The organism is Membranihabitans marinus (assembly GCF_019802045.1).
In the GTDB taxonomy this organism is placed as follows: domain Bacteria; phylum Bacteroidota; class Bacteroidia; order Chitinophagales; family Saprospiraceae; genus Membranihabitans; species Membranihabitans marinus_A.
Genome location: NZ_JAHVHU010000013.1, coordinates 1 through 18410 on the forward strand (window position 1 = coordinate 1; position 18410 = coordinate 18410).

The following is an 18410-nucleotide window of genomic DNA, read 5'->3' on the forward strand; positions in this document are numbered from 1 at the left end:
GCAAGTTCATCCTTGTCTGCAATCTGATTGACCAATTCATCGAGTAATTTTTGAGTTTGATCTTTCATAGTATAAAGTTTTTAGACTCACAAAATCAGATCAATTCCGCTCAACACAAAATTTTTTGGAAAGTCTTCTTGAACTCCACAAATACACAAACTACTTGACAGTCCCATACCCTCTAAACAAGCCCTCTAACCTCCAACTTCCAACTTCCAGTTTTTCACCTTTTCAATGAAGCTTTGCTAAAAATGTATTCCGGTATTTTTACATCAAATTGAATATCAGTGATCACGAAGTCCGTCCCTTTACCTTCTTTCAATACATCCTTGTAATTCATTTTCATCGGATACCACCGGCCATCAACCCTTTTTACATCACTAGCTTCAGCCCGCTTGAGCAGTTTACCGCTTTTTGCATACATCTCCTGTCGCAGAGGAACAAATCGTTCCTGGTCGATCCATAATTTTTGGCTTTCATAGGAAGCATCATCTACCTTGGCATGGAGCTCGAGAACCCAGGTCTTTCTTCCGTTAATGGTTTCCTGACCGATTTTTTGGGCGTTGTATACTTCAGTTAACTTCCGGTCTTCCATCATATCTTCGTAGGAAAGATCGGATCCCATCACCGATTGGCGGAGCATATGTCCCGAAAGCTGAATGGTCCGGTCGGTCGAAGGAGAATAGATCCATAAATTATCTTCGAGCTTCAGCATTTTAGTTCCTTCTTCCCGGGCCGGTGAAAGATATTCTGTATAAGACTTCTCCGTTCCTTCCGCATAGTTTTTGGATGCAACGGTACGACTGTTCCGCCGGCCATGGATAATCATCTTAGTGATGGAAATCTGAGTGTTGGAGATCATATTGTCATCTACCTTTTTGATGATACTACTCGCGTCTGTACCGGGATCTTGATGGATGAATCCCAAAACCAGTAAGGTGATTATTGCTATTTTCATTTTATTTGAATTTTATTGTTAAAAGTTCGTAGTGGTATCTTCATTTTATCGTAACTACACATTCACTTGGGAAAGTCAATTGATTTTCGCTCTTTTTCGCCCTTCCCCTAAAGGGAAAAGAGCGAAAACCGACTCGTCTCCCTTTAGGGTTGGGGCAAAACGAGGCGATTTTTCTGATGGCTGCGTAGTTACCATTTTATTACACTTCCAATTCTTTAAACAAAGTGGCTGTCTCCCGCCGGTAAATTCCGATTCCCGCCAGCATATTTCCAAATACCATCGCAAACAACCCCGGAATGAATCCAATATAAAATAAGCTAGGCGTTACTTTCGCCCGGAGTGTCGAAGGCATCATGATATTGGCCTGGTCCATATACCCGCTCACATCGATTCCGACCACTTGCAGATAATAGGTGAGCCCCAGTCCTATCGCTGTTCCTACGAAGGAACCAATAATCCCGATTAGTATGGCCTCATACACCAATGTTCGATAAATACCACCCTTGGACTCGCCGAGTGCCAGCCGTATGCCAAATTCATTGTACCGGCGCAATCCTGCGATCAAGCCGGTATTCCAAAGCACCAGCGACATCGCAAAAACAAAGATGGCTACAAACAGGCCTGAGGCTAGATCTACATAGGTGAGTAATCCGTCGAGATTATTCTGATTCCTGAGTTTTAGCATGACCGGGGCAAATTCATCCTTATTGCCGGTATGTTTGGAATTGAATGCATTTTTTACTTTCTCTGCTTTCTCGTCGTCATATACGCCTGTATTCAGAAAACCCAGTATTTCTCCCGCACCATCCTCCATATCCAGCATTTGCTGCGCATCCCATACATCCACGATGATAGCCCCTTTGTCCATAGAAGCTATCCCAAAACGGATGGTTCCGGTCACCACAAAATTTGCAAAGGTCATGCTCCCATTCATGGACGTGCCAAAATAAGTCACAGAGTCACCTATAGATATACGGAGTTTTTCTGCAAATTCATGGCCTATAATGGCCTCACTACGCTGGGTGGGTAAAGATCCGGTAACGAGCGAACTCTTGAGATTAAGCCGTTCCACCTCATTGTTTTTAGTGGAAAGTAATTCAATGGCCAGCCCGCTTGCCGGTCCTTGTCCTTTCGTTTCTCCCTGTTCATCGGGTACATCGATCAATCCCCCAAAGCGGATGCGCTTCACCCATTCCATGTCCGGGAATTCATTTTGCAGTGATTTTACCAATGAATCCACACCGAGAAGAGCGAGATCGATCGGCACCTGATCTTTATTTTCGGCATAAGCCTTGGTCATCACCTTGACATGGCCGGTCTCAAACCGAGCATTTTGATCTATGGTATCGCCCATCATGCCAGTGATATATCCGCTGAGCAGGACCGTGAGTGCTACACCCAGCGAAATGATGATGATCGGCAGCACACTTCGACTGCTATCTCTGATGATCCCCTTGAATAAAAATTTTATCATTGTATTTTTCCTTTTAAAGCCATGACGGGATCCATTCTTGCAATTTTTCGGGCAGGAATCAAGCTGACCAAGGTAGCTGATATAATCAGCGCTAGGACGGTAAGGACGATCAACTCAACACCAAATACCGGGTAGATGGTTCTCGGTAAATTCACACCCATATCCTGATAGAACTCAGGGAGGGTAATACCCATCCGACTCAATACTATAAAAAGCGGAATCCCATATGCCATCCCCAAGACTACCCCAAACACACTGTACATGGCTCCTTCTACGGTAAACAAGCGCAGCACCTGCATTCTTGTCATCCCCATGGCCACATACGTTCCGATCTCTTTTTGTCGCCGGAATATGGAAAGGACCTGTGTGTCGAAAATGGCGATCAGGGCTATAAACAGTAGGATGATGTACATAAAATTGCCCGATACTTTTTTCATTTCTATCAGATCGCGGAAATCCTGCAACAACTCATCCTGACTTTCAAAATTCCAGCCGTCGAAGTTTTCAGTTTGAAAATCACTATCCGCTATATATAGCGTTGCCTGTCCGTGAAGTCCGGTTAATTCCCACAGCCTTTCTACCGGCATCCAGATTTGTCCATTGTCCATCGAGGCTACGCTCGTGTCAAATATCCGATGAACGGTCACATCAGCTGCGTCAAACGTGCCGTTTTTATCCCGCCATCGCATTAGCACCTGATCCCCTTCTTTTAGTTTGGCCGTCTCTGCCATTCTTTTGCCGATCAAGACCGGAATATTCGCATGACTACTATCCAGCGAGGCCGTTGGCAGCGCTATGGTTTCCTGACCTGCCGGGATGCCTTTTAACAGGACAGATTTCAGACGGCCTTGAGGATAAATGGTGGCCTGTCTGATTAGCACCGGGGTCAGGTTCTTTGTGTCGCTGTCCGGCAGGTGGCCATGACCATCCGCAATGGTGAAAGCGTCATTGGGATCATAATCATTATTCAGAAGATAGCCGTTTGCGTATTCCCATTTTATGCTCTCCTGCAAGGATTGTTGATTCCAGCCATCAATCAGACCGTTGAAAAATATAATAACTACAAAAACAAAGGACAATACGATCACATTGAGCCAGGTCCGTAAACCTGAACCGATGAGGTTTTTATACGCTATTTGGAAGGCTAATTTCATTTCAAAGTCTTTTGAGGGGTGACCTGCTTGTCTTCTGCTATGCTGCCGTCTTTTAGGGTGATAATTCTTTCCAGATACTTCATGACCTTTTCGTCGTGGGTGGAAAACAAAAAGGTCGTATCCAATTCTTCGTTCAGTTTTTTCATAATTCGCATAATCTGATGCGCATTTTTGGCATCCAAATTAGCGGTCGGTTCATCCGCAAGCATGATGTCCGGTTTCTTTACGATAGCCCGGGCAATGGCCACCCGTTGGCCTTCCCCTCCGGAGATTTTATCCGGTTTCTTGTCTGCCAGGTCTTGCAATCCGACCCACTCCAGGGCCTCCATGACTCTTTTTTTGCGTTCTGAAGCACTTACATTTTGCAGTATCAATGCAAATTCCACATTTTCAAACACCGTATACACCGGTAACAGATTATAGACTTGGAAAATAAATCCGATGTGAATGTTCCGCAATTTGGCCGATTCTTTATGCGTTAATTCAGAGATGTTTTGTCCCATGACGATGGCCTTTCCCTCCGTAGGGCTATCCAGTGACCCGATAATATTGAGTAAAGTAGTTTTACCAGATCCGCTGGGTCCGACCAGACCGGCAAATTCACCTTTGTCTATTTCCAGGTTGATCCCTTTCAGTGCTGTAAAGTACCTGCCGTCACCCACCGGAAATTTCTTGACGACGTTATCTAATTTTAGAATTTGTTTGGTGCTCATTAGTCTGTGGTTTTTTAATAATTATAAACGGCCATGATTCGGATCCCTGGTCCGGCAAACTGATTGACCAGCTCATTTTGTTGAATACCCTGTTGGTTTTTGGGATTATAGGAGGCCATGATGTACCCGGTTATCTTTTTAAATTGATGCTGAAAATTTAAAAAATAGGTGAATTCTTTGGTCGGCCAGTTGAAGTAGGTAAAGGCATTCAGGTTATCCCACAAGCCGAAGGGGTATGAAAGACTCAGAGCGGTAATATGGGCCGTGTTTTTAAATTCGAATGCCTGCCGGTCAAATGAAGTGAACAGGTGTTCTAGGACTACATTCAATCCATTTCCTACCCCAAAGGTATAGTCTGTTCCCACATTCAGTAAAGCCTGGTTGGTCAGATCGCCGACATCTTTGGACTTGTGTATGTAAGACGCTTCAAACCACAGCCCTATTTTAATATCCCATTTCCCATCCAGTCCAATCCGGTTCTCGGGGATCTGTTCGATGGAAGGAACAGAAGTAAGGTCGCGTGAATCCGCGGTGCGGTGATGATAAGAGAGTGCTATTTCGCCCCGGGGCGTGGGATGTTGGATCCGGCCCCCGAATTCAGGCTGTATTTGGTAGGTGTTGACCACATCAAATCCCCGTCTCTTTTCATTTCTCCAGAGTCCCCAGAGCCAAATGTTCGCGTTATTCAGAAAATAATACCGACCCAATAAACCATATACACCGTTGGTTAGTTGCAGTGGATCACGCGGGTCTATTTCATTGAACCATTGTAACGGACGGAGTAAAGTAGCAGAACCAAAATCGATTTTTTGTAATCCGGCCCTGATTTCAAATTGCCTGCCTGAATATCTGGCCCATAAGCGGTAGGGGCGGAGGGTGCCGTCCGTAGTAGCTGAATCAAACGGGCGGATGAAGGAAGAGCCGGAGATGTTGGCGGCAGCTTCAAAATCGATCAATTTCGTAGAATCTACCGGAATAGTATAACGCAATTCGGGAATATACCGAATCCCGGTGAATACATCCAATTCATTATCCGGACTGTAGTTGCCCACGGCAGAAATTTGTCCTTTAAATTCCAACGAGGTGCTTTTCTGGCCAAAAACGGAGCAAAAAATGAAAAGCATTCCGATGGTGCAATATGTAATTCTCTTTTTCATTCCGATTCATGATCAGTAGTCAGAATACCATAAAAGAAAAAATTGATGATTTCCATGATGGCGTCATCACTATCTTCGAACAGCGCTAAGAACGTGTCATCCATTATTTTTTCATTAAAAAGGTTGAGCATGTAATGGATAAATTCAATTTTAAGATCTTTTCTGATCCATCCTTTCTTTTGCGCAGATCGGAGATCTTTAATAAACATCAATTCTGTATTCTTTCTCTCTTCCACCAGCCGGTTGCGCAATCCGGAATGGTCGCTCATGATATCTTTTAGAAACTCATTGCTGATGCCTTTAGAAGCGGTATGTTTCATTTCGACCACCTGTTTTATTTTTTCCGAAAACGGTATATCCCGGGCCATAATGGATTTGTATTCCCGGAGTCCATTTTCCAGGATAGCATCCAGGACTCGTTCGGCTACATCCTCTTTATTGCTGAACATCCGGTAGTAGGTGGTTTTACTCACCCCGGCTTCTTTGGCAATTTCTTCTACGGTGACGCGCTTGATACCGTGCTTCCAGAACAATCCTTTTGCGGTGTCGATAATAGACTGCTCCGTGGTCTTTTTCATCTTGATGACAATCTGTTTTTTTCCCTAATGAGTGTAATGTAACGAAAATAGTTCAAAATAACACTAATCGTTACATTCTTTATTTTTCGTTTACCGAAGAAGTGGCGTGGAAATGCATTAATTTAGGGATTACTCGTTTTTTTTTTGCAGAAACCCCAGTATAAGTCAGAGATTTTTAACGAGCAGTATATCTTACACTTAATTTCTATCCAATAACCAATGCTCCTAATGCTACAAAAATACTACAATGGTCAATCTTAACTTCCAAAGTCAGAACACGACCAGATAAACCCTCGTACAGGCGGCTTTAACCGCCTACCGCGTTCGCTATCTCCAGCGACTAAAGTCAGCTTGCCCCATATGGAATTTGGGGCCGCTACAGGAGTGGATGTTTGTATGTTACAAGGGTAGTATGTCTTTGTGGGATGAAAAGTGTTTACAAGCGGAAGCTGTAATGTAAACGGATCAAATAAATTTGTTGACCAACTGGAGATCAACCCGTCGTAAAATTCATCGCTCCAAAAGTTGTCGGCCGGCTTATTCGGTGATATGCCCCCTCATCACTTGGCGTATTGTGGGGGTTTAGCAGGAGATCGAATGGATTGAAATGTTACGATAGAAAGTTTATTAATACTCAGAACCCCGGATGAAGTTCAAATTTATTAACCCCCGGTCATCAAGTGCAATAGGGGGACGATTCTCCCTGTTGAGAACCCAGTATGGGGTTCATTGCTGAGCTTTAGTCCGGAAACGACCAGGGGGTCTAAAAAAGGTGAAATTGAAATTCCTTCAATCTTTTCATAGAAAATAAAAAAAATACTACGTCATAAGTGACTGATAATCAGAGGTGATTGATTGGGGTGGCAAATTATAATTATTTATAGTTCAATGAATAGTGAACTATAAAAACTAATTGTCTATATTTGCATCGTTATTCATCAAATGATTTACAAATGGCAACGAAAAAGAGTATAGAGCAAAAAGTCGAAGATTTGGGCGTCATCCTCGAGCGATTTTCCTACACACCCATAGAAAGTCGCGTGTTTGCTTATTTGTTGGTTGCCAATCCGCCCTACAAAAGCTTTGATGACATCATGGAGTTTTTGAAAGCAAGCAAGGGTTCTACCAGCAACGCTATAAATCGATTTATGCACGAAGGAACCTTGACCTATCGGACCTTTAGTGGTGACCGGAAACGATATTTCATGATTGATATCGGGGCCTGGAAGAAAAACCTGGAGAACATCGCCATGACGCTGACTGCATTTAGTGAAGTGCTGGAAGCTACCTTGGAAATTCGCGATCCGGAGGAACATGTGGAATTTGTCACAGAATTGCGCAATGTACTCGATTTTCAAATTTATTTGTCCAATCAAATCGAGTTAGCCATTAAAGAATGGAATAACCGGTAAATTTTTTTGCCTGATAAGTTCATAAAAAACTGAACAAGAAATACAGAAATAAACAAAACATATTTTAGTAAACAAAGTGTAATTATGAAGTTCAATGTTGTTTTTATAATGATCGTCTTTTTTGCTCTGCAAAAGAGTTACGGTCAGGAAGATACCCTCCGGTTGACCTTGTATGAGACCATCGAAATGGCAATACGGAACAATCCCGATTTGAAAAGGGTGAAATTAGGAGAATCTCTGGTTGAAACACAGATTGCCGGAATCAAGTCTGCCATGTATCCCCAGGTTTCTGCAAATTTTGGTTTCTCTGATAATTTTTCCATTGCGAAACAATTGTTGCCCGGAGAGATTGTCGGACAGCCTGGCCAGCAAATTCCGGTTGAATTTGGAACCCGGTTTGGATTGCAGGGTGGCGTGGAGGTAAATCAATTATTGTACGACAAAAACTATCGCGCCAATCTGAATAAAGTGGGGCTGACTCAGAATATAGCCCGATTGCAAACCATCTCAAATACAGAAACCCTGGTATACAACACGGCTCAGCTTTACATTCAATATCAAATATCTGAGGAGCAACGAAAGCTCCTGGAAGATAACATCAACCGGACGAATACGCTGGTGGACATTTCTAAGGCCCAATATGAAAATGGGATTATTAAAAAACTGGACCTGGATCAGATTCGGGTTAACCGGACGAACCTGGAGTCAGAATTAACCAATACCACGATTTCACAGCGTCAACTAATCAATGCATTGCGGTTTTACCTGGATCTTGATTCGGACACACAGATCGTACTGGATGAAGAATTGAATGACACGGAACGGTATCCCCTCTATCCGTACTCAGCCACGCAAGAAAATATACAATACAAACTCATTGACCAGCAGTTGGATCTGACCGCTTTGGAAAATGATGTAATCAAAGCGGGGTATTATCCCACGGTTTCTGCATTCTTCCGGTACAATTATTCCGGACAGAGTAGAAAACTCACCTTTGATAACGATATCTATTCAGGGTTTGGAGCCGGCACCTATGGGGTGAATGTCTCTATTCCTGTGTTCGATGGGTTTCGAAAAAAGAGAAAGCTTCAGGAAAATAAAGTGCGAATTCAACAGCTGAAACACGACCGGGAAGTGGTGGAGAATAACATCCAGCTGGAGTTCGATAATGCCGTGAACGAGTTGGTTCAAAACGAGCAGTTGATAGAAAAACAACAAGCCAATATGGATTTGGCTAAAGATGTGTACGAGGTCACTCAACTATCTTATCAGGAAGGAGTGGCTCCTTTGACTGAACTCCTAAATGCAGAGACCAGTCTTAAGAATGCCCAAACCCAATACCTCAGTGCGTTGATCAACTTCAAACTGGCCGAACTGGATCATATAAAAGCGAGTGGTCAGCTGGCGGAATTAATTACTTCTAATCAATAAATAAACCATCAAAAAAGCAGAAAAATGAAATATTTTAAAATTATAGCATCGGTCCTGATCTTAGGTATCCTGGTTTATCTGGGCACTTCCAAACTAAAATCGAATAAAGAGATTATTGATCAACATGCCCAGCAGGAAGAAACATTTATAAAAGAAATTCCGGTCAACATAGTGGCGGCCAGGGAGATCAAATCCTCAAATGAGCTCGAACGAGTAGGCACCTTTGAGGCCCGGAAAGAACTGAGCATGATCGCTGAGACTCAGGGTCGGATTACGCACCTGTACATCACGGAAGGTCAGCATGTCAAAAACGGACAACCCATCGCCAAAATAGACGATACATCAATCCAGTCGCAGCTCTCTACGGCCAAAGCTGCTTTGCAAAAAAGTAAAAAAGACCTGGAGCGGTATGAAAACCTTCTGTCGGTTGGAGCGATTAGTCAGACCCAATACGAAGAAATTGAATTGTCCGTGCAAAACAATCTGACCAACCTCACTTCCATCGAATCCCAATTGAAATATACTACGGTAAATGCCCCCATGAGCGGCGTGATCAGCGATATCATTCTGGAAGAAGGAAGCTTTGCCAGTCCAGGGACAGAAATTGCCCGGATTGTGGATGTCGGTCGACTAAATCTGATCGTCACTGTGGATGAAACCAATGTGCCGAAAATTAAAGAAAAAGAACAGGTAAAGATAACCACAGAAGTGTATCCCGATCATGTCATTCAAGGTCGCATCATCCAGGTTGGTGTAAAAGCTGATGCTGCACGTAAATATGAGATAAAAATCGAAGTGGCCAACAAGGGTGAAAATCAATTGAAAGCAGGTATGTACGGTACAGCAAGTATTCCCTTGAAAGAACGGGCTGATGAATCGGTGCTGGTCATTCCACGGAAAAGCGTGGTGGGTAGCGTCAAACAACCCCGGGTATTTGTCCTGAAAGATGGAAAAGCGGTGCTAACAGACATTCGGATAGGAAAAAACATGGACGATTCCGTCGTGGTACTCGAGGGCCTTGAACCCGGTCAGCAGGTTATTACGACCGGTCAGATTAACCTTGATGATGGTCGTGCGGTGAAAGTCATCCACGATGTATCCTCCAATTAAACAACAGAAACAAGAAATAATGAATATCACAGAATTATCAGTTAAGCGACCTTCGCTGGTCATTGTATTATTTAGTGCTTTGGTTTTCTTTGGACTGTACGGGTATCAAAGTCTGACCTACGAACTTTTACCGGATATTTCAGCGCCCGTGGTAACCGTAACCACTGTGTACCCGGGTGCATCGCCTTCGGAAGTGGAGACTTCGGTGACACGACCCATCGAAGATGTGCTTTCCTCCCTCGAAAACCTGGAAAAAACACAGGCTATTTCTATGGAGGGTGTTTCGACCGTCGTTGTCGAAATGAAATATGGAACCAATATCGACTTGACCGTCCAGGATGCCCAACGGAAAATTGATGGGATCATGGTCGATATGCCGGATGATGTCAAAGATCCTTCCATAGGTAAATTCTCTCTGGATGAATTGCCTATAATGCGTCTTGGAGCTACGTCCACCATGGAAGATGTGGCGTTTACCAAGTTGTTTGAAGACCGTATTCAACCCGAATTATCGAGAATAGAAGGAGTGGCTCAAGTACAGATAATCGGAGGTGCAGACCGTGAGATAAATATTAATGTTAACGCAGATAAGCTAAAATATTATAATCTTTCAATCTTGCAGGTTTCACAGGCTATTGCCCGTGCAAACATCAACTTCCCCACAGGTAGTATTAAAGATGTGGATCAAACGGTTTTGGTCAGGTTGTCCGGTAAGTTTCGTACCCTGGATGAACTGCGGAATCTGGTCATTACCGGAAACGGCAATGGATCTCAGGTCCATCTTAGTGATGTGGCCGAAGTCTATGATACGAAAAAAGAAATCACCACGATATCCAGGATCAATGGAGACCCTGCCATGGGCATTACCATTTCCAAGCAAAGTGATGGAAATACCGTCGAAGTTAGTGCGCAGGTTCGCAAAAGACTGGCCGAACTGGAAGACCAGTATGCTGCTGAAAATTTGAAATTTGAGATTGCTAATGATAGCTCTGTATTTACATTGGAAGCGGCAAATCATGTTATTAATGACTTGATTCTGGCTGTGGTACTGGTGGCATTTATTATGTTGTTTTTTTTACACAACTTTAGAAATGCGATTATTGTCATGGTAGCCATCCCGGTCTCGGTCATATCTACCTTTGCGGTGATGAGTGTGGCGGGATTTACATTGAATCTGATGACCTTGCTGGCTTTGTCCCTGGTGATTGGAATTCTGGTAGATGATAGTATCGTGGTATTGGAAAATATTCATGCCCGGATGGAAAAAGGAGAGTCGGCCTGGGATGCTGCAATGGGCTCCTGGAAGTCGATTGGTGTTTCTGTGTTTTCTATTACCATGGTGATCGTGGTCGTGTTTTTACCTATTGGAATGGTATCGGGCGTAGTCGCTGATTTGCTCCGACAGTTTTCTCTGGTTGTGGTGACCTCGACACTGATCAGTTTATTGGTGTCCTTCACTTTGACCCCCTGGCTGGCCTCTCGGTTTACCAGGCTGACCCATCTTAGAAAGGATAAAGTATGGCATTGGCCGCTTATTTGGTTTGAACGGATGATTAAAAGTATCGAGTCGGGATACCGGACCATTCTTGAGTTTGCCTTGCAGCATAAAATAGCTACTATGGTTGTTATTTTTGGGATGGTCTTTGCCTCGACGACCTTATTTACGAAAGGATATATCGGAGCGGAATTTGCTGCCAGCGGGGATAACGGAGAATTTCAGATTAAGATAGAAATGCCGAAAGAAACACCCATTGGGCAAAATAACAGCCTCACTCAGGAAGTGGAAGCATATTTGTTGCAACTACCGGAGGTGGAAAATGTATTCACCACCGTCGGACAAAGTTCAGGGTCTATGAGTACAGCCACCACAGCCTATCTTTCCGAGATCAATGTAAAGCTGGTGAGTGCTCAGGAAAGGAATCTGGCTTCTGATGAATATGCACGTATGGTCAAAGATCACCTGAACCGAACCATTCCCGGTGCTAAGTTTACGGCATCTGCGGTAAGCATGGTCGGTGGAGGTACGACAGCCCCTATCCAGTTGGTCGTGCAGGGCAGTGATCTAAATGAATTGTTGCCTTTTGGTGGAAAACTAGTCCGGGAGGTCAGTAAAGTACCCGGGACCTCCGAAGTGAAGTCTACCGTAGAAGGCGGCAACCCGGAGATCAGTGTTGATATAAAAAGAGATCGGCTGGCTGATCTTGGTTTATCGATCGATGGGGTAGGGGCTACCATGCAAAATGCTTTTACCGGCAATACGGATTCGAAGTTCCAGGACGACTCGTATGATTATGATATTCGTGTTCAGTTGGATGCGTTTGACCGACGGGATATTTCTGATATTTCAAATCTGACCTTCCTCAATGACAAAGGTGAGTTGGTGAAGCTCAGTCAGTTTGCCCATGTCACGGAAGATACGGGACCTTCGCGTCTGGAGCGAAAAGATAAAGTTTCATCTCTGACGATTGAAAGTCAACTCGTTGGTCGGGATCTGGTGTCAGTGGGTGATGAAATTCAGGAACGGATCGATCGCATGGATATTCCTGTGGGTATCTCCATTTCGCAGGGGGGTGATTTGGAATCACAGGCAGAAGCTTTTGGAAGTCTTATTTTTGCGTTGTTGACTTCATTGTTATTGGTATATCTTATCATGGTTGCCTTGTACGATAGTTTTATCTATCCGTTTGTTGTAATGTTTTCCGTACCGGTAGCTATCATTGGTGCCTTGTTAGCATTGGCGCTAGCGATGCAAAATATGTCCATTTTTGGCATGCTTGGTATGATTATGTTGATCGGTTTGGTTGTCAAAAATGCGATATTAATTGTCGATTTTGTAAATCAACTCAAAGCGGAAGGAATGGACCGGAAGCAAGCAGTGATAAAGGGCACCCTGGAGCGATTTCGGCCTATTTTGATGACCACGATTGCCATGGTGATAGCTATGATCCCGATTGCGGTAGCGACGGGTGCGGGTTCGGAATGGAAAAATGGACTGGCGTGGGTACTGATCGGTGGTTTGACGAGTTCTATGATTCTGACCATGATCATCGTGCCGGTAGCTTATCGGATGGCGGATGATATTCAGGAATGGATTGCGAAGAAATTTGGTAAGGAGGAAGCAAAAGAGGAGGAAGTTTCTACGAAAAACCTGATCGGAGCATGAGAGCCTGGTTGTCTCTAGGGTTGCGATTCATAAATCATTATGGTAAATTCTGCCCCTTTTTATGCTATCCTGCGTTGCAAAGCCTCACCATCTCCAACGATTTGGGGATGGTGAAATGGGCTTTAAGCTCAGTATAGCAAACCGCATGACTCCCCGGGCTAAAGCACCAGGACAAAACACGCTAAACGAGGACCTCACCGTGTTGGGGATGGGAGCGCTTCATATATTTCATACAACTTCTGACTTGGAGCACTAGTCTACAGAATCTAACTTCTAGCCGCTGATTTCTCTAGCATCAGTGTTTCGATGGTTTTTCCTTTTAGTTTGCTTTCGGCCCAGGTCATGGCATCGAGATACAGCAATGCTTTCCCTTCGTAGGTGTCTTTGGTGTAGAGATTCAATTCGTCAATAAGGGCTTGATAGGTTTGCTGGGACAACGATTGATTCGAACGCAACTGGGTACGAACAAACTGAATAAGAATTTGCTGAACTTTATTTTTTTCTCTCATTTTTTTAAAAAACTTGGTGGCTGATTTAATTAAATGAGTCAGAAGTGTAAAGTTTTTTTCTTCAAAATGGGAGAGGATAAAGAGCAGCCAACTGTAACATTGGATATCTTCCCGAAGATGCCAGACATTGAGATTCAGTATTTTGTGCAGATAGTTGATCGCCTGGTCATAATTTCCTCGCGCAAAGAAAGTCCATGCAAACTTGTAGTAAAATTGCATGACCCGGTGATTGTCCAGTTGAGGGGCATACAACGCCAGTCTGCGTTCAATACCAGGGACCAGGGCGACATTTTTATCATAGCGGCCGTTGAGGCTAGCCAGATCCAGTTTACTAAAATTGCTATACAAAAAATAGATGATCTCTGAAGTTTGGTTGAATTGCTCATGATTGGAGTCGTAAAATGCATCCAATGATTGAAGCGTGGCCCAATACTCTGCTTCGTTGTCCAGATGAAAACAAGCGGTCATGACATAGTGCATCCCCCGCATGTAAAGATCTGGATTGACACTAGCCATCATGGGGTCATCATGGAAAAAGCCAGCCCATTTGCGGGCGTGAAACAGGCAGTTTTCAAAATCGAGTAAAATATAGTATAACCAGACATAACTTTGGTGCCAGTACACCTTTTCAAAAAAGCTGAGTGCTTCATAAGCGACATCGGGTTTATTAGCTTCGAAATATTGATAGACGTGATCGGCATCATCCTTATTTTTAGCGTGGCCTCCTTTGATGTAAAGACCATGAATCTTCAATTTTAGATTGGTCAATGCAGATTCCATATTGATCATCTTGTTCGCATAATCGGAGGTCTCTATCAGGTCTTCCATTTTGCCTGCAATACTCCTACTTCGTGTTATGTGCTTTTCTTCAATTCTTTTTTCAAATTCAAGGATTTCAAAATACAATACATTTTGGTGCGCATCACGGGCTATGTTTTTGACCCGGTTGAGGATTTTTAGGCTTTGCATATAAAGTCCCTTGCCATACAATATCCGGGCGAAGTCAAGCTGTTCGCGAATCTGTATATCCAGTTCTTTGTCGATGTGTATGTTTCTCAATGCCTTCATAATTTGGGTATACAAATGACGCTTGAGATTGGGCAACTGACTTTTGGTTATTTGTGGTGATTTTTGAAAAATCAGCGCTTCGTCGTATTCCTCCATACCATCCAATATTTCAAAAAGCCGTACGAATTTACTAGTCCCCTGATTGTGAGAACGACTTGCAAAGAGCTTAAAGCTTCGTTTTTCTGATTTATTCAGGCTTTTTATTAAGCCAAACAGCTGTTCAGAATTGGAAATGGGCATGACAAAATGATCTTTTATAAAGAGTTGATTACCAATTTATATAGTAAAAAAATACGTGTTTTCTATTCACAAGAGGCTAAAAATAGTGGTTTTATTCTGGCTTATACCTATTTAAATTTGAGTTTTTCCAAAAGAAGTTGCACTGAAATAGCATCCCGGCTGGAAAGAATGGAATTAAATTTTATAATTATTGATTAAACCAACTTAAATGAAGAATCTAATACCTATGCTAATAATGGGGTTGTTCGCAACTCTACCCATGAAAGGACAAGATACGATGGCACCTTTGAAAATTTCCGGATCTGTCGATGTTTATTACAAGTACGATCTACGTAGTGGATCTGACGGTCTGGAAGAATCCAATATTAACACCAGCTTTGCCGGTGATCATAATTCAGTATCCATTGGAATGGCCAATCTAATTGTTTCCCAGACACTCGAAAAAGTTGGTTTTGTCGCGGATTTGTCTTTCGGGCCCAGAGGCCAGGATCGATCTATACTCAATGCAAAAGATGGGAATAGTTTTCATATTCAAAATCTCTACCTGACTTATTCACCGTCGAAAGGGTTGACATTTACGGCAGGTTTTATGGGAACGTTTATAGGTTATGAGGTGATTTCACCCGTGGACAACTTTCATTATTCAACTTCTTATTTGTTTACGAATGGTCCTTTTCAGAACGCCGGAATAAAGGCTTCGCTTGTGATCAGTGATAAGATCACCATTATGGCCGGGTTGTTCAACGACTGGAATGTCTACCACGATGCGAACGGGTTGGCTGATTTTGGTACCCGATTGAGCTTAAATCCGGTCGTGGGATTTGATGTGGACTTTCATCTTCTGACCGGTCCTACATCGGGAACAACTGTCGATGTTGTTTCCAGGTATGCCTGGACTTCCATGTGGAGTACCGGTGTTAATTTTACAGTCCAACGCAAAGCGGAAATGGTACCTGATTATGCGGGGCTGGCCCTGTATCAGGAGGTGATTTTATCAGATGCACTGGAGCTGGGTGTGCGGACAGAATGGTTCAAGTATACCAACCAAAATAACGGGACCGGCTCATTTATGAATTCCGGTTACTTCGCCGCTACTTTAACAGGGAATATTAATCTGGGCCCTCTAACATTAATTCCGGAGTGGCGGTATGATTTCTCGGAGAGGCCAGAATTCTCTGACCGTCATGGTGATCCGGTATCATCTGCCAGTCAGATTTTGTTAGCAGCAGTATATGCTTTTTAATTCGTGGACAGAGCACGAATACAATGCTCAAATAATAGGACAAAGAATTCGTGATGAAAAGGCAGGCCTTGTAAATACGGCCGGAAAGAAACGGAAGATTTTTAGAATAGATTTAAACACAAAAGGCTTGAGAAATTAATCTCAAGCCTCCTTAATTCTTCAAAGAAAAGAAATGCTTACGAATTCTTCCGTAAGTACTCCTCTCTGTAAACTGCATCGAGAATTTCTTCCCGTCGTTCGACTGAAGGTTTTGTGAATTGCTTTCGGTTACGCAATTCTTTTAGGATACCTACGCGTTGGTACTTTCGCTTATAGCGCTTCAACGCTTTGTCGATCGAGTCGTTATCTTTTACATCGATTATCAGCATATAATTTTTACCTCTTTAAAACAACTAATAAATAAAATTTATGTGATTCCGCTGGGGGTCGAACCCAGGACCCCTTGATTAAAAGTCAAGTGCTCTACCAACTGAGCTACGGAATCATCCACTTTTTTCGTAAAGCGATGGCAAAGATACAATCATTCATAGAAAATCCAAACCATAGAAATACTTTTTCCGGGATTGATAAGGATATTTTTAATTTAGACGAAGGGATATGGGGTTACAATCTTATCCATTCCTTTAGAAATGAGCATTTTAATTCTATTAGTCCACTGTGTTGAAAATTTGTGATTAACTCCCGAATTGATTTGATTCATTTAGGTCAAGGATTTCAATATTATCCTCCAGCGGAATAACAAACATTTTTCCGCTGCGTGCCAGTGAGACTGGTTTGAAGGTTTTTTCAGCTTCCTCTTGAAATACCTTAATGTTCTTGTATCTGCTGCTGTAATGACCCAACAACAAATGCTCAGCTTGAGCATCCAAAGCGGTCTTAGCCGCTTCTGTGGCTGTGGAGTGATACCGTTCGGTGGCCAGTTCCTGATCCGAACCAAGGAAGGTAGATTCATGGTACAACAAGCGAACAGGTCCTATAAAGTCAGCGCATTCTTTGAAGTAAGCCGTATCCGATACATAGGCATAGGAACGGGGGGTGGGGTGGCGTTCAATGTGTTTCAGTGTGTAGGGTTGGTCCTGTATCCGAATTGATCCTCCATTCAGAAGTATTTTGATATCTTGGTCCGAAAGATTAAGCGCCGTGACTTTTTCTTTGGACAGGTATTTACGGTTAATTTTTTCACGAATGCGGTAACCATATGTCGGAATCCGGTGACGGAGCGGAAAGGCTACAATGTCCATTGCTGTATTATTTACAATATTGACCGGGGTCACATTGGTGATTTCTTGAATATTAATGGGGTATTTGAAATCGTGACTGGTGATGCCAATCATGAACTCGATGTATGATTTGATCCCTTGGGGCCCAAATATGTGTAGTGGTGACGTGCGTCCATAAAGATTGTAGGAAGTGAGTAGGCCGGGTAAGCCAAAGATATGGTCACCGTGCATATGGGATATCAGTATCGTGTTGATCCGTGATTTTTTGATGCCGTATTCCAACATCCTAAGCTGTGAACCTTCCCCGCAATCGATTAAAATACTATCAATCCCCGTTTGAAGGACTTGTCCAGACGGGTATCGGTCAATTGTAGGAACGGCCGAGTTGGCCCCCAGAATACAAAGTTTCCAATTCATTCTTCTTCTTCACTTGCGAAGTCTTTTTCAAGTTGTTCCATCATGACGTAGTCGATCGCTTCGTCAAGAGTGGGGATGATTATCAGTATTTTATCCAATTTAGAAATCTCGATTAATCGCTGTACAGCGGCATGATTTGCGTTGCACAAAACAAACAGTCCGCCGTCTCTCCACAGTCGGTGGCCTGTCAAAATGGCGCTCAGTCCTGACGAATCGACATATTCGATTTGTTCCATGTCGAGTACCATGTGTTCAACACCTTCATTGTGGAAGAAAACCAGTTCAGACTTGAGTTGTGGCGCATTCAGAGAATTAATTTGTGGTTCATCGATGCGTAGAACCGTGTATATATCGTGTTTATCGACCGTGTATTTCATATTGGTATTAAATTTGATGATAAGTATAGTGAAATGTCAGAAACTTCAAGGAAGAAAATTGAAAAAATTAATTGTAAAAGTTATTTCTCAGGACCGGCTGCTCAAAAGTAGCCTTATTCCCAAAAATAATGTTAATTTACCTTCGTTTCTGAAGCATTCTAATTTTTTATTGTTTCTTAGAATAAA

15 protein-coding genes and 1 tRNA gene are annotated in these 18410 nt (G+C 43.0%); 5 read left to right on the plus strand and 11 right to left on the minus strand.

What is annotated here, in order from left to right; all coding sequences use genetic code 11:
• Positions 1 to 223 precede the first annotated feature (223 nt).
• From KUV50_RS13780 to KUV50_RS13805, 6 genes are all read right to left on the minus strand, one after another.
• Positions 224 to 958, minus strand: a complete 735-nt coding sequence (locus tag KUV50_RS13780) for an outer membrane lipoprotein-sorting protein (RefSeq protein WP_222580756.1) — start codon at positions 956 to 958, stop codon at positions 224 to 226.
• Positions 959 to 1157: 199 nt separating this feature from the next.
• On the minus strand, positions 1158 to 2432 hold the full coding sequence (locus KUV50_RS13785; RefSeq protein ID WP_222580757.1) for an ABC transporter permease: 1275 nt from the start codon (positions 2430 to 2432) through the stop codon (positions 1158 to 1160).
• Positions 2429 to 3586, minus strand: a complete 1158-nt coding sequence (locus KUV50_RS13790) for an ABC transporter permease (RefSeq protein WP_222580758.1) — start codon at positions 3584 to 3586, stop codon at positions 2429 to 2431. The genes KUV50_RS13785 and KUV50_RS13790 overlap by 4 nt, the downstream gene beginning before the upstream one ends.
• A complete protein-coding gene (locus KUV50_RS13795) occupies positions 3583 to 4299 on the minus strand; it encodes an ABC transporter ATP-binding protein (protein ID WP_222580759.1) in 717 nt (238 codons plus the stop codon). Before KUV50_RS13795 ends, KUV50_RS13790 begins: the two co-directional genes overlap by 4 nt.
• A gap of 14 nt (positions 4300 to 4313) precedes the next feature.
• Positions 4314 to 5456 (minus strand): hypothetical protein, encoded by a 1143-nt coding sequence (locus tag KUV50_RS13800; RefSeq protein ID WP_261395238.1) that lies wholly within the window; start codon positions 5454 to 5456, stop codon positions 4314 to 4316.
• On the minus strand, positions 5453 to 6034 hold the full coding sequence (locus KUV50_RS13805; RefSeq protein ID WP_222580760.1) for a TetR/AcrR family transcriptional regulator: 582 nt from the start codon (positions 6032 to 6034) through the stop codon (positions 5453 to 5455). The genes KUV50_RS13800 and KUV50_RS13805 overlap by 4 nt, the downstream gene beginning before the upstream one ends.
• Before the next feature lie 953 nt (positions 6035 to 6987).
• Here KUV50_RS13805 and KUV50_RS13810 point away from each other — a divergent pair.
• The 4 genes from KUV50_RS13810 (at position 6988) to KUV50_RS13825 (ending at position 13150) form a co-directional block, all read left to right on the plus strand.
• Positions 6988 to 7446: a GbsR/MarR family transcriptional regulator gene (locus KUV50_RS13810; protein WP_222580761.1), complete on the plus strand. Its 459-nt coding sequence runs from the start codon at positions 6988 to 6990 to the stop codon at positions 7444 to 7446.
• 84 nt (positions 7447 to 7530) lie between these two features.
• Complete coding sequence (locus tag KUV50_RS13815) at positions 7531 to 8877, plus strand: TolC family protein (protein WP_222580762.1); 1347 nt, start codon at positions 7531 to 7533, stop codon at positions 8875 to 8877.
• A 24-nt stretch (positions 8878 to 8901) separates the two neighbouring features.
• Positions 8902 to 9987 (plus strand): efflux RND transporter periplasmic adaptor subunit, encoded by a 1086-nt coding sequence (locus tag KUV50_RS13820; RefSeq protein WP_222580763.1) that lies wholly within the window; start codon positions 8902 to 8904, stop codon positions 9985 to 9987.
• Between the two features lie 19 nt (positions 9988 to 10006).
• A complete protein-coding gene (locus KUV50_RS13825) occupies positions 10007 to 13150 on the plus strand; it encodes an efflux RND transporter permease subunit (RefSeq protein WP_222580764.1) in 3144 nt (1047 codons plus the stop codon).
• A gap of 266 nt (positions 13151 to 13416) precedes the next feature.
• Here KUV50_RS13825 and KUV50_RS13830 read toward each other — a convergent pair whose 3' ends face one another.
• Positions 13417 to 14967 carry a hypothetical protein gene (locus KUV50_RS13830; protein WP_222580765.1) on the minus strand — a complete coding sequence of 517 codons (1551 nt, stop codon included), beginning with the start codon at positions 14965 to 14967 and terminating at the stop codon, positions 13417 to 13419.
• A gap of 208 nt (positions 14968 to 15175) precedes the next feature.
• Between KUV50_RS13830 and KUV50_RS13835 the strand changes: the two genes are divergently transcribed.
• Positions 15176 to 16210, plus strand: coding sequence for an outer membrane beta-barrel protein (locus KUV50_RS13835; RefSeq protein ID WP_222580766.1), 1035 nt, complete (start codon positions 15176 to 15178; stop codon positions 16208 to 16210).
• A 176-nt stretch (positions 16211 to 16386) separates the two neighbouring features.
• On the opposite strand, the gene rpsU is transcribed toward KUV50_RS13835, so the two are convergent.
• From rpsU to KUV50_RS13855, 4 genes are all read right to left on the minus strand, one after another.
• Positions 16387 to 16578: a 30S ribosomal protein S21 gene (rpsU, locus tag KUV50_RS13840; RefSeq protein WP_222580767.1), complete on the minus strand. Its 192-nt coding sequence runs from the start codon at positions 16576 to 16578 to the stop codon at positions 16387 to 16389.
• 43 nt (positions 16579 to 16621) lie between these two features.
• Positions 16622 to 16694 (minus strand) — tRNA-Lys (locus tag KUV50_RS13845).
• A gap of 190 nt (positions 16695 to 16884) precedes the next feature.
• Positions 16885 to 17847, minus strand: coding sequence for a ribonuclease Z (locus KUV50_RS13850; RefSeq protein WP_222580768.1), 963 nt, complete (start codon positions 17845 to 17847; stop codon positions 16885 to 16887).
• Entirely contained in the window at positions 17844 to 18224 is a 381-nt protein-coding gene (locus tag KUV50_RS13855) for an STAS domain-containing protein (RefSeq protein ID WP_222580769.1), read from the minus strand. Before KUV50_RS13855 ends, KUV50_RS13850 begins: the two co-directional genes overlap by 4 nt.
• Positions 18225 to 18410 lie beyond the last annotated feature (186 nt).

Excerpts from the sequence above, each read along its gene's own strand:
- KUV50_RS13850 (WP_222580768.1), bottom strand. The coding sequence starts at position 17,847 with ATGAATTGGAAACTTTGTATTCTGGGGGCCAACTCGGCCGTTCCTACA.
- KUV50_RS13820 (WP_222580763.1), top strand. The coding sequence starts at position 8,902 with ATGAAATATTTTAAAATTATAGCATCGGTCCTGATCTTAGGTATCCTG.
- KUV50_RS13800 (WP_261395238.1), bottom strand. The coding sequence starts at position 5,456 with ATGAAAAAGAGAATTACATATTGCACCATCGGAATGCTTTTCATTTTT.
- rpsU (WP_222580767.1), bottom strand. The coding sequence starts at position 16,578 with ATGCTGATAATCGATGTAAAAGATAACGACTCGATCGACAAAGCGTTG.
- KUV50_RS13780 (WP_222580756.1), bottom strand. The coding sequence starts at position 958 with ATGAAAATAGCAATAATCACCTTACTGGTTTTGGGATTCATCCATCAA.
- KUV50_RS13805 (WP_222580760.1), bottom strand. The coding sequence starts at position 6,034 with ATGAAAAAGACCACGGAGCAGTCTATTATCGACACCGCAAAAGGATTG.
- KUV50_RS13830 (WP_222580765.1), bottom strand. The coding sequence starts at position 14,967 with ATGCCCATTTCCAATTCTGAACAGCTGTTTGGCTTAATAAAAAGCCTG.
- KUV50_RS13790 (WP_222580758.1), bottom strand. The coding sequence starts at position 3,586 with ATGAAATTAGCCTTCCAAATAGCGTATAAAAACCTCATCGGTTCAGGT.
- KUV50_RS13795 (WP_222580759.1), bottom strand. The coding sequence starts at position 4,299 with ATGAGCACCAAACAAATTCTAAAATTAGATAACGTCGTCAAGAAATTT.
- KUV50_RS13825 (WP_222580764.1), top strand. The coding sequence starts at position 10,007 with ATGAATATCACAGAATTATCAGTTAAGCGACCTTCGCTGGTCATTGTA.
- KUV50_RS13855 (WP_222580769.1), bottom strand. The coding sequence starts at position 18,224 with ATGAAATACACGGTCGATAAACACGATATATACACGGTTCTACGCATC.
- KUV50_RS13810 (WP_222580761.1), top strand. The coding sequence starts at position 6,988 with ATGGCAACGAAAAAGAGTATAGAGCAAAAAGTCGAAGATTTGGGCGTC.
- KUV50_RS13785 (WP_222580757.1), bottom strand. The coding sequence starts at position 2,432 with ATGATAAAATTTTTATTCAAGGGGATCATCAGAGATAGCAGTCGAAGT.
- KUV50_RS13815 (WP_222580762.1), top strand. The coding sequence starts at position 7,531 with ATGAAGTTCAATGTTGTTTTTATAATGATCGTCTTTTTTGCTCTGCAA.
- KUV50_RS13835 (WP_222580766.1), top strand. The coding sequence starts at position 15,176 with ATGAAGAATCTAATACCTATGCTAATAATGGGGTTGTTCGCAACTCTA.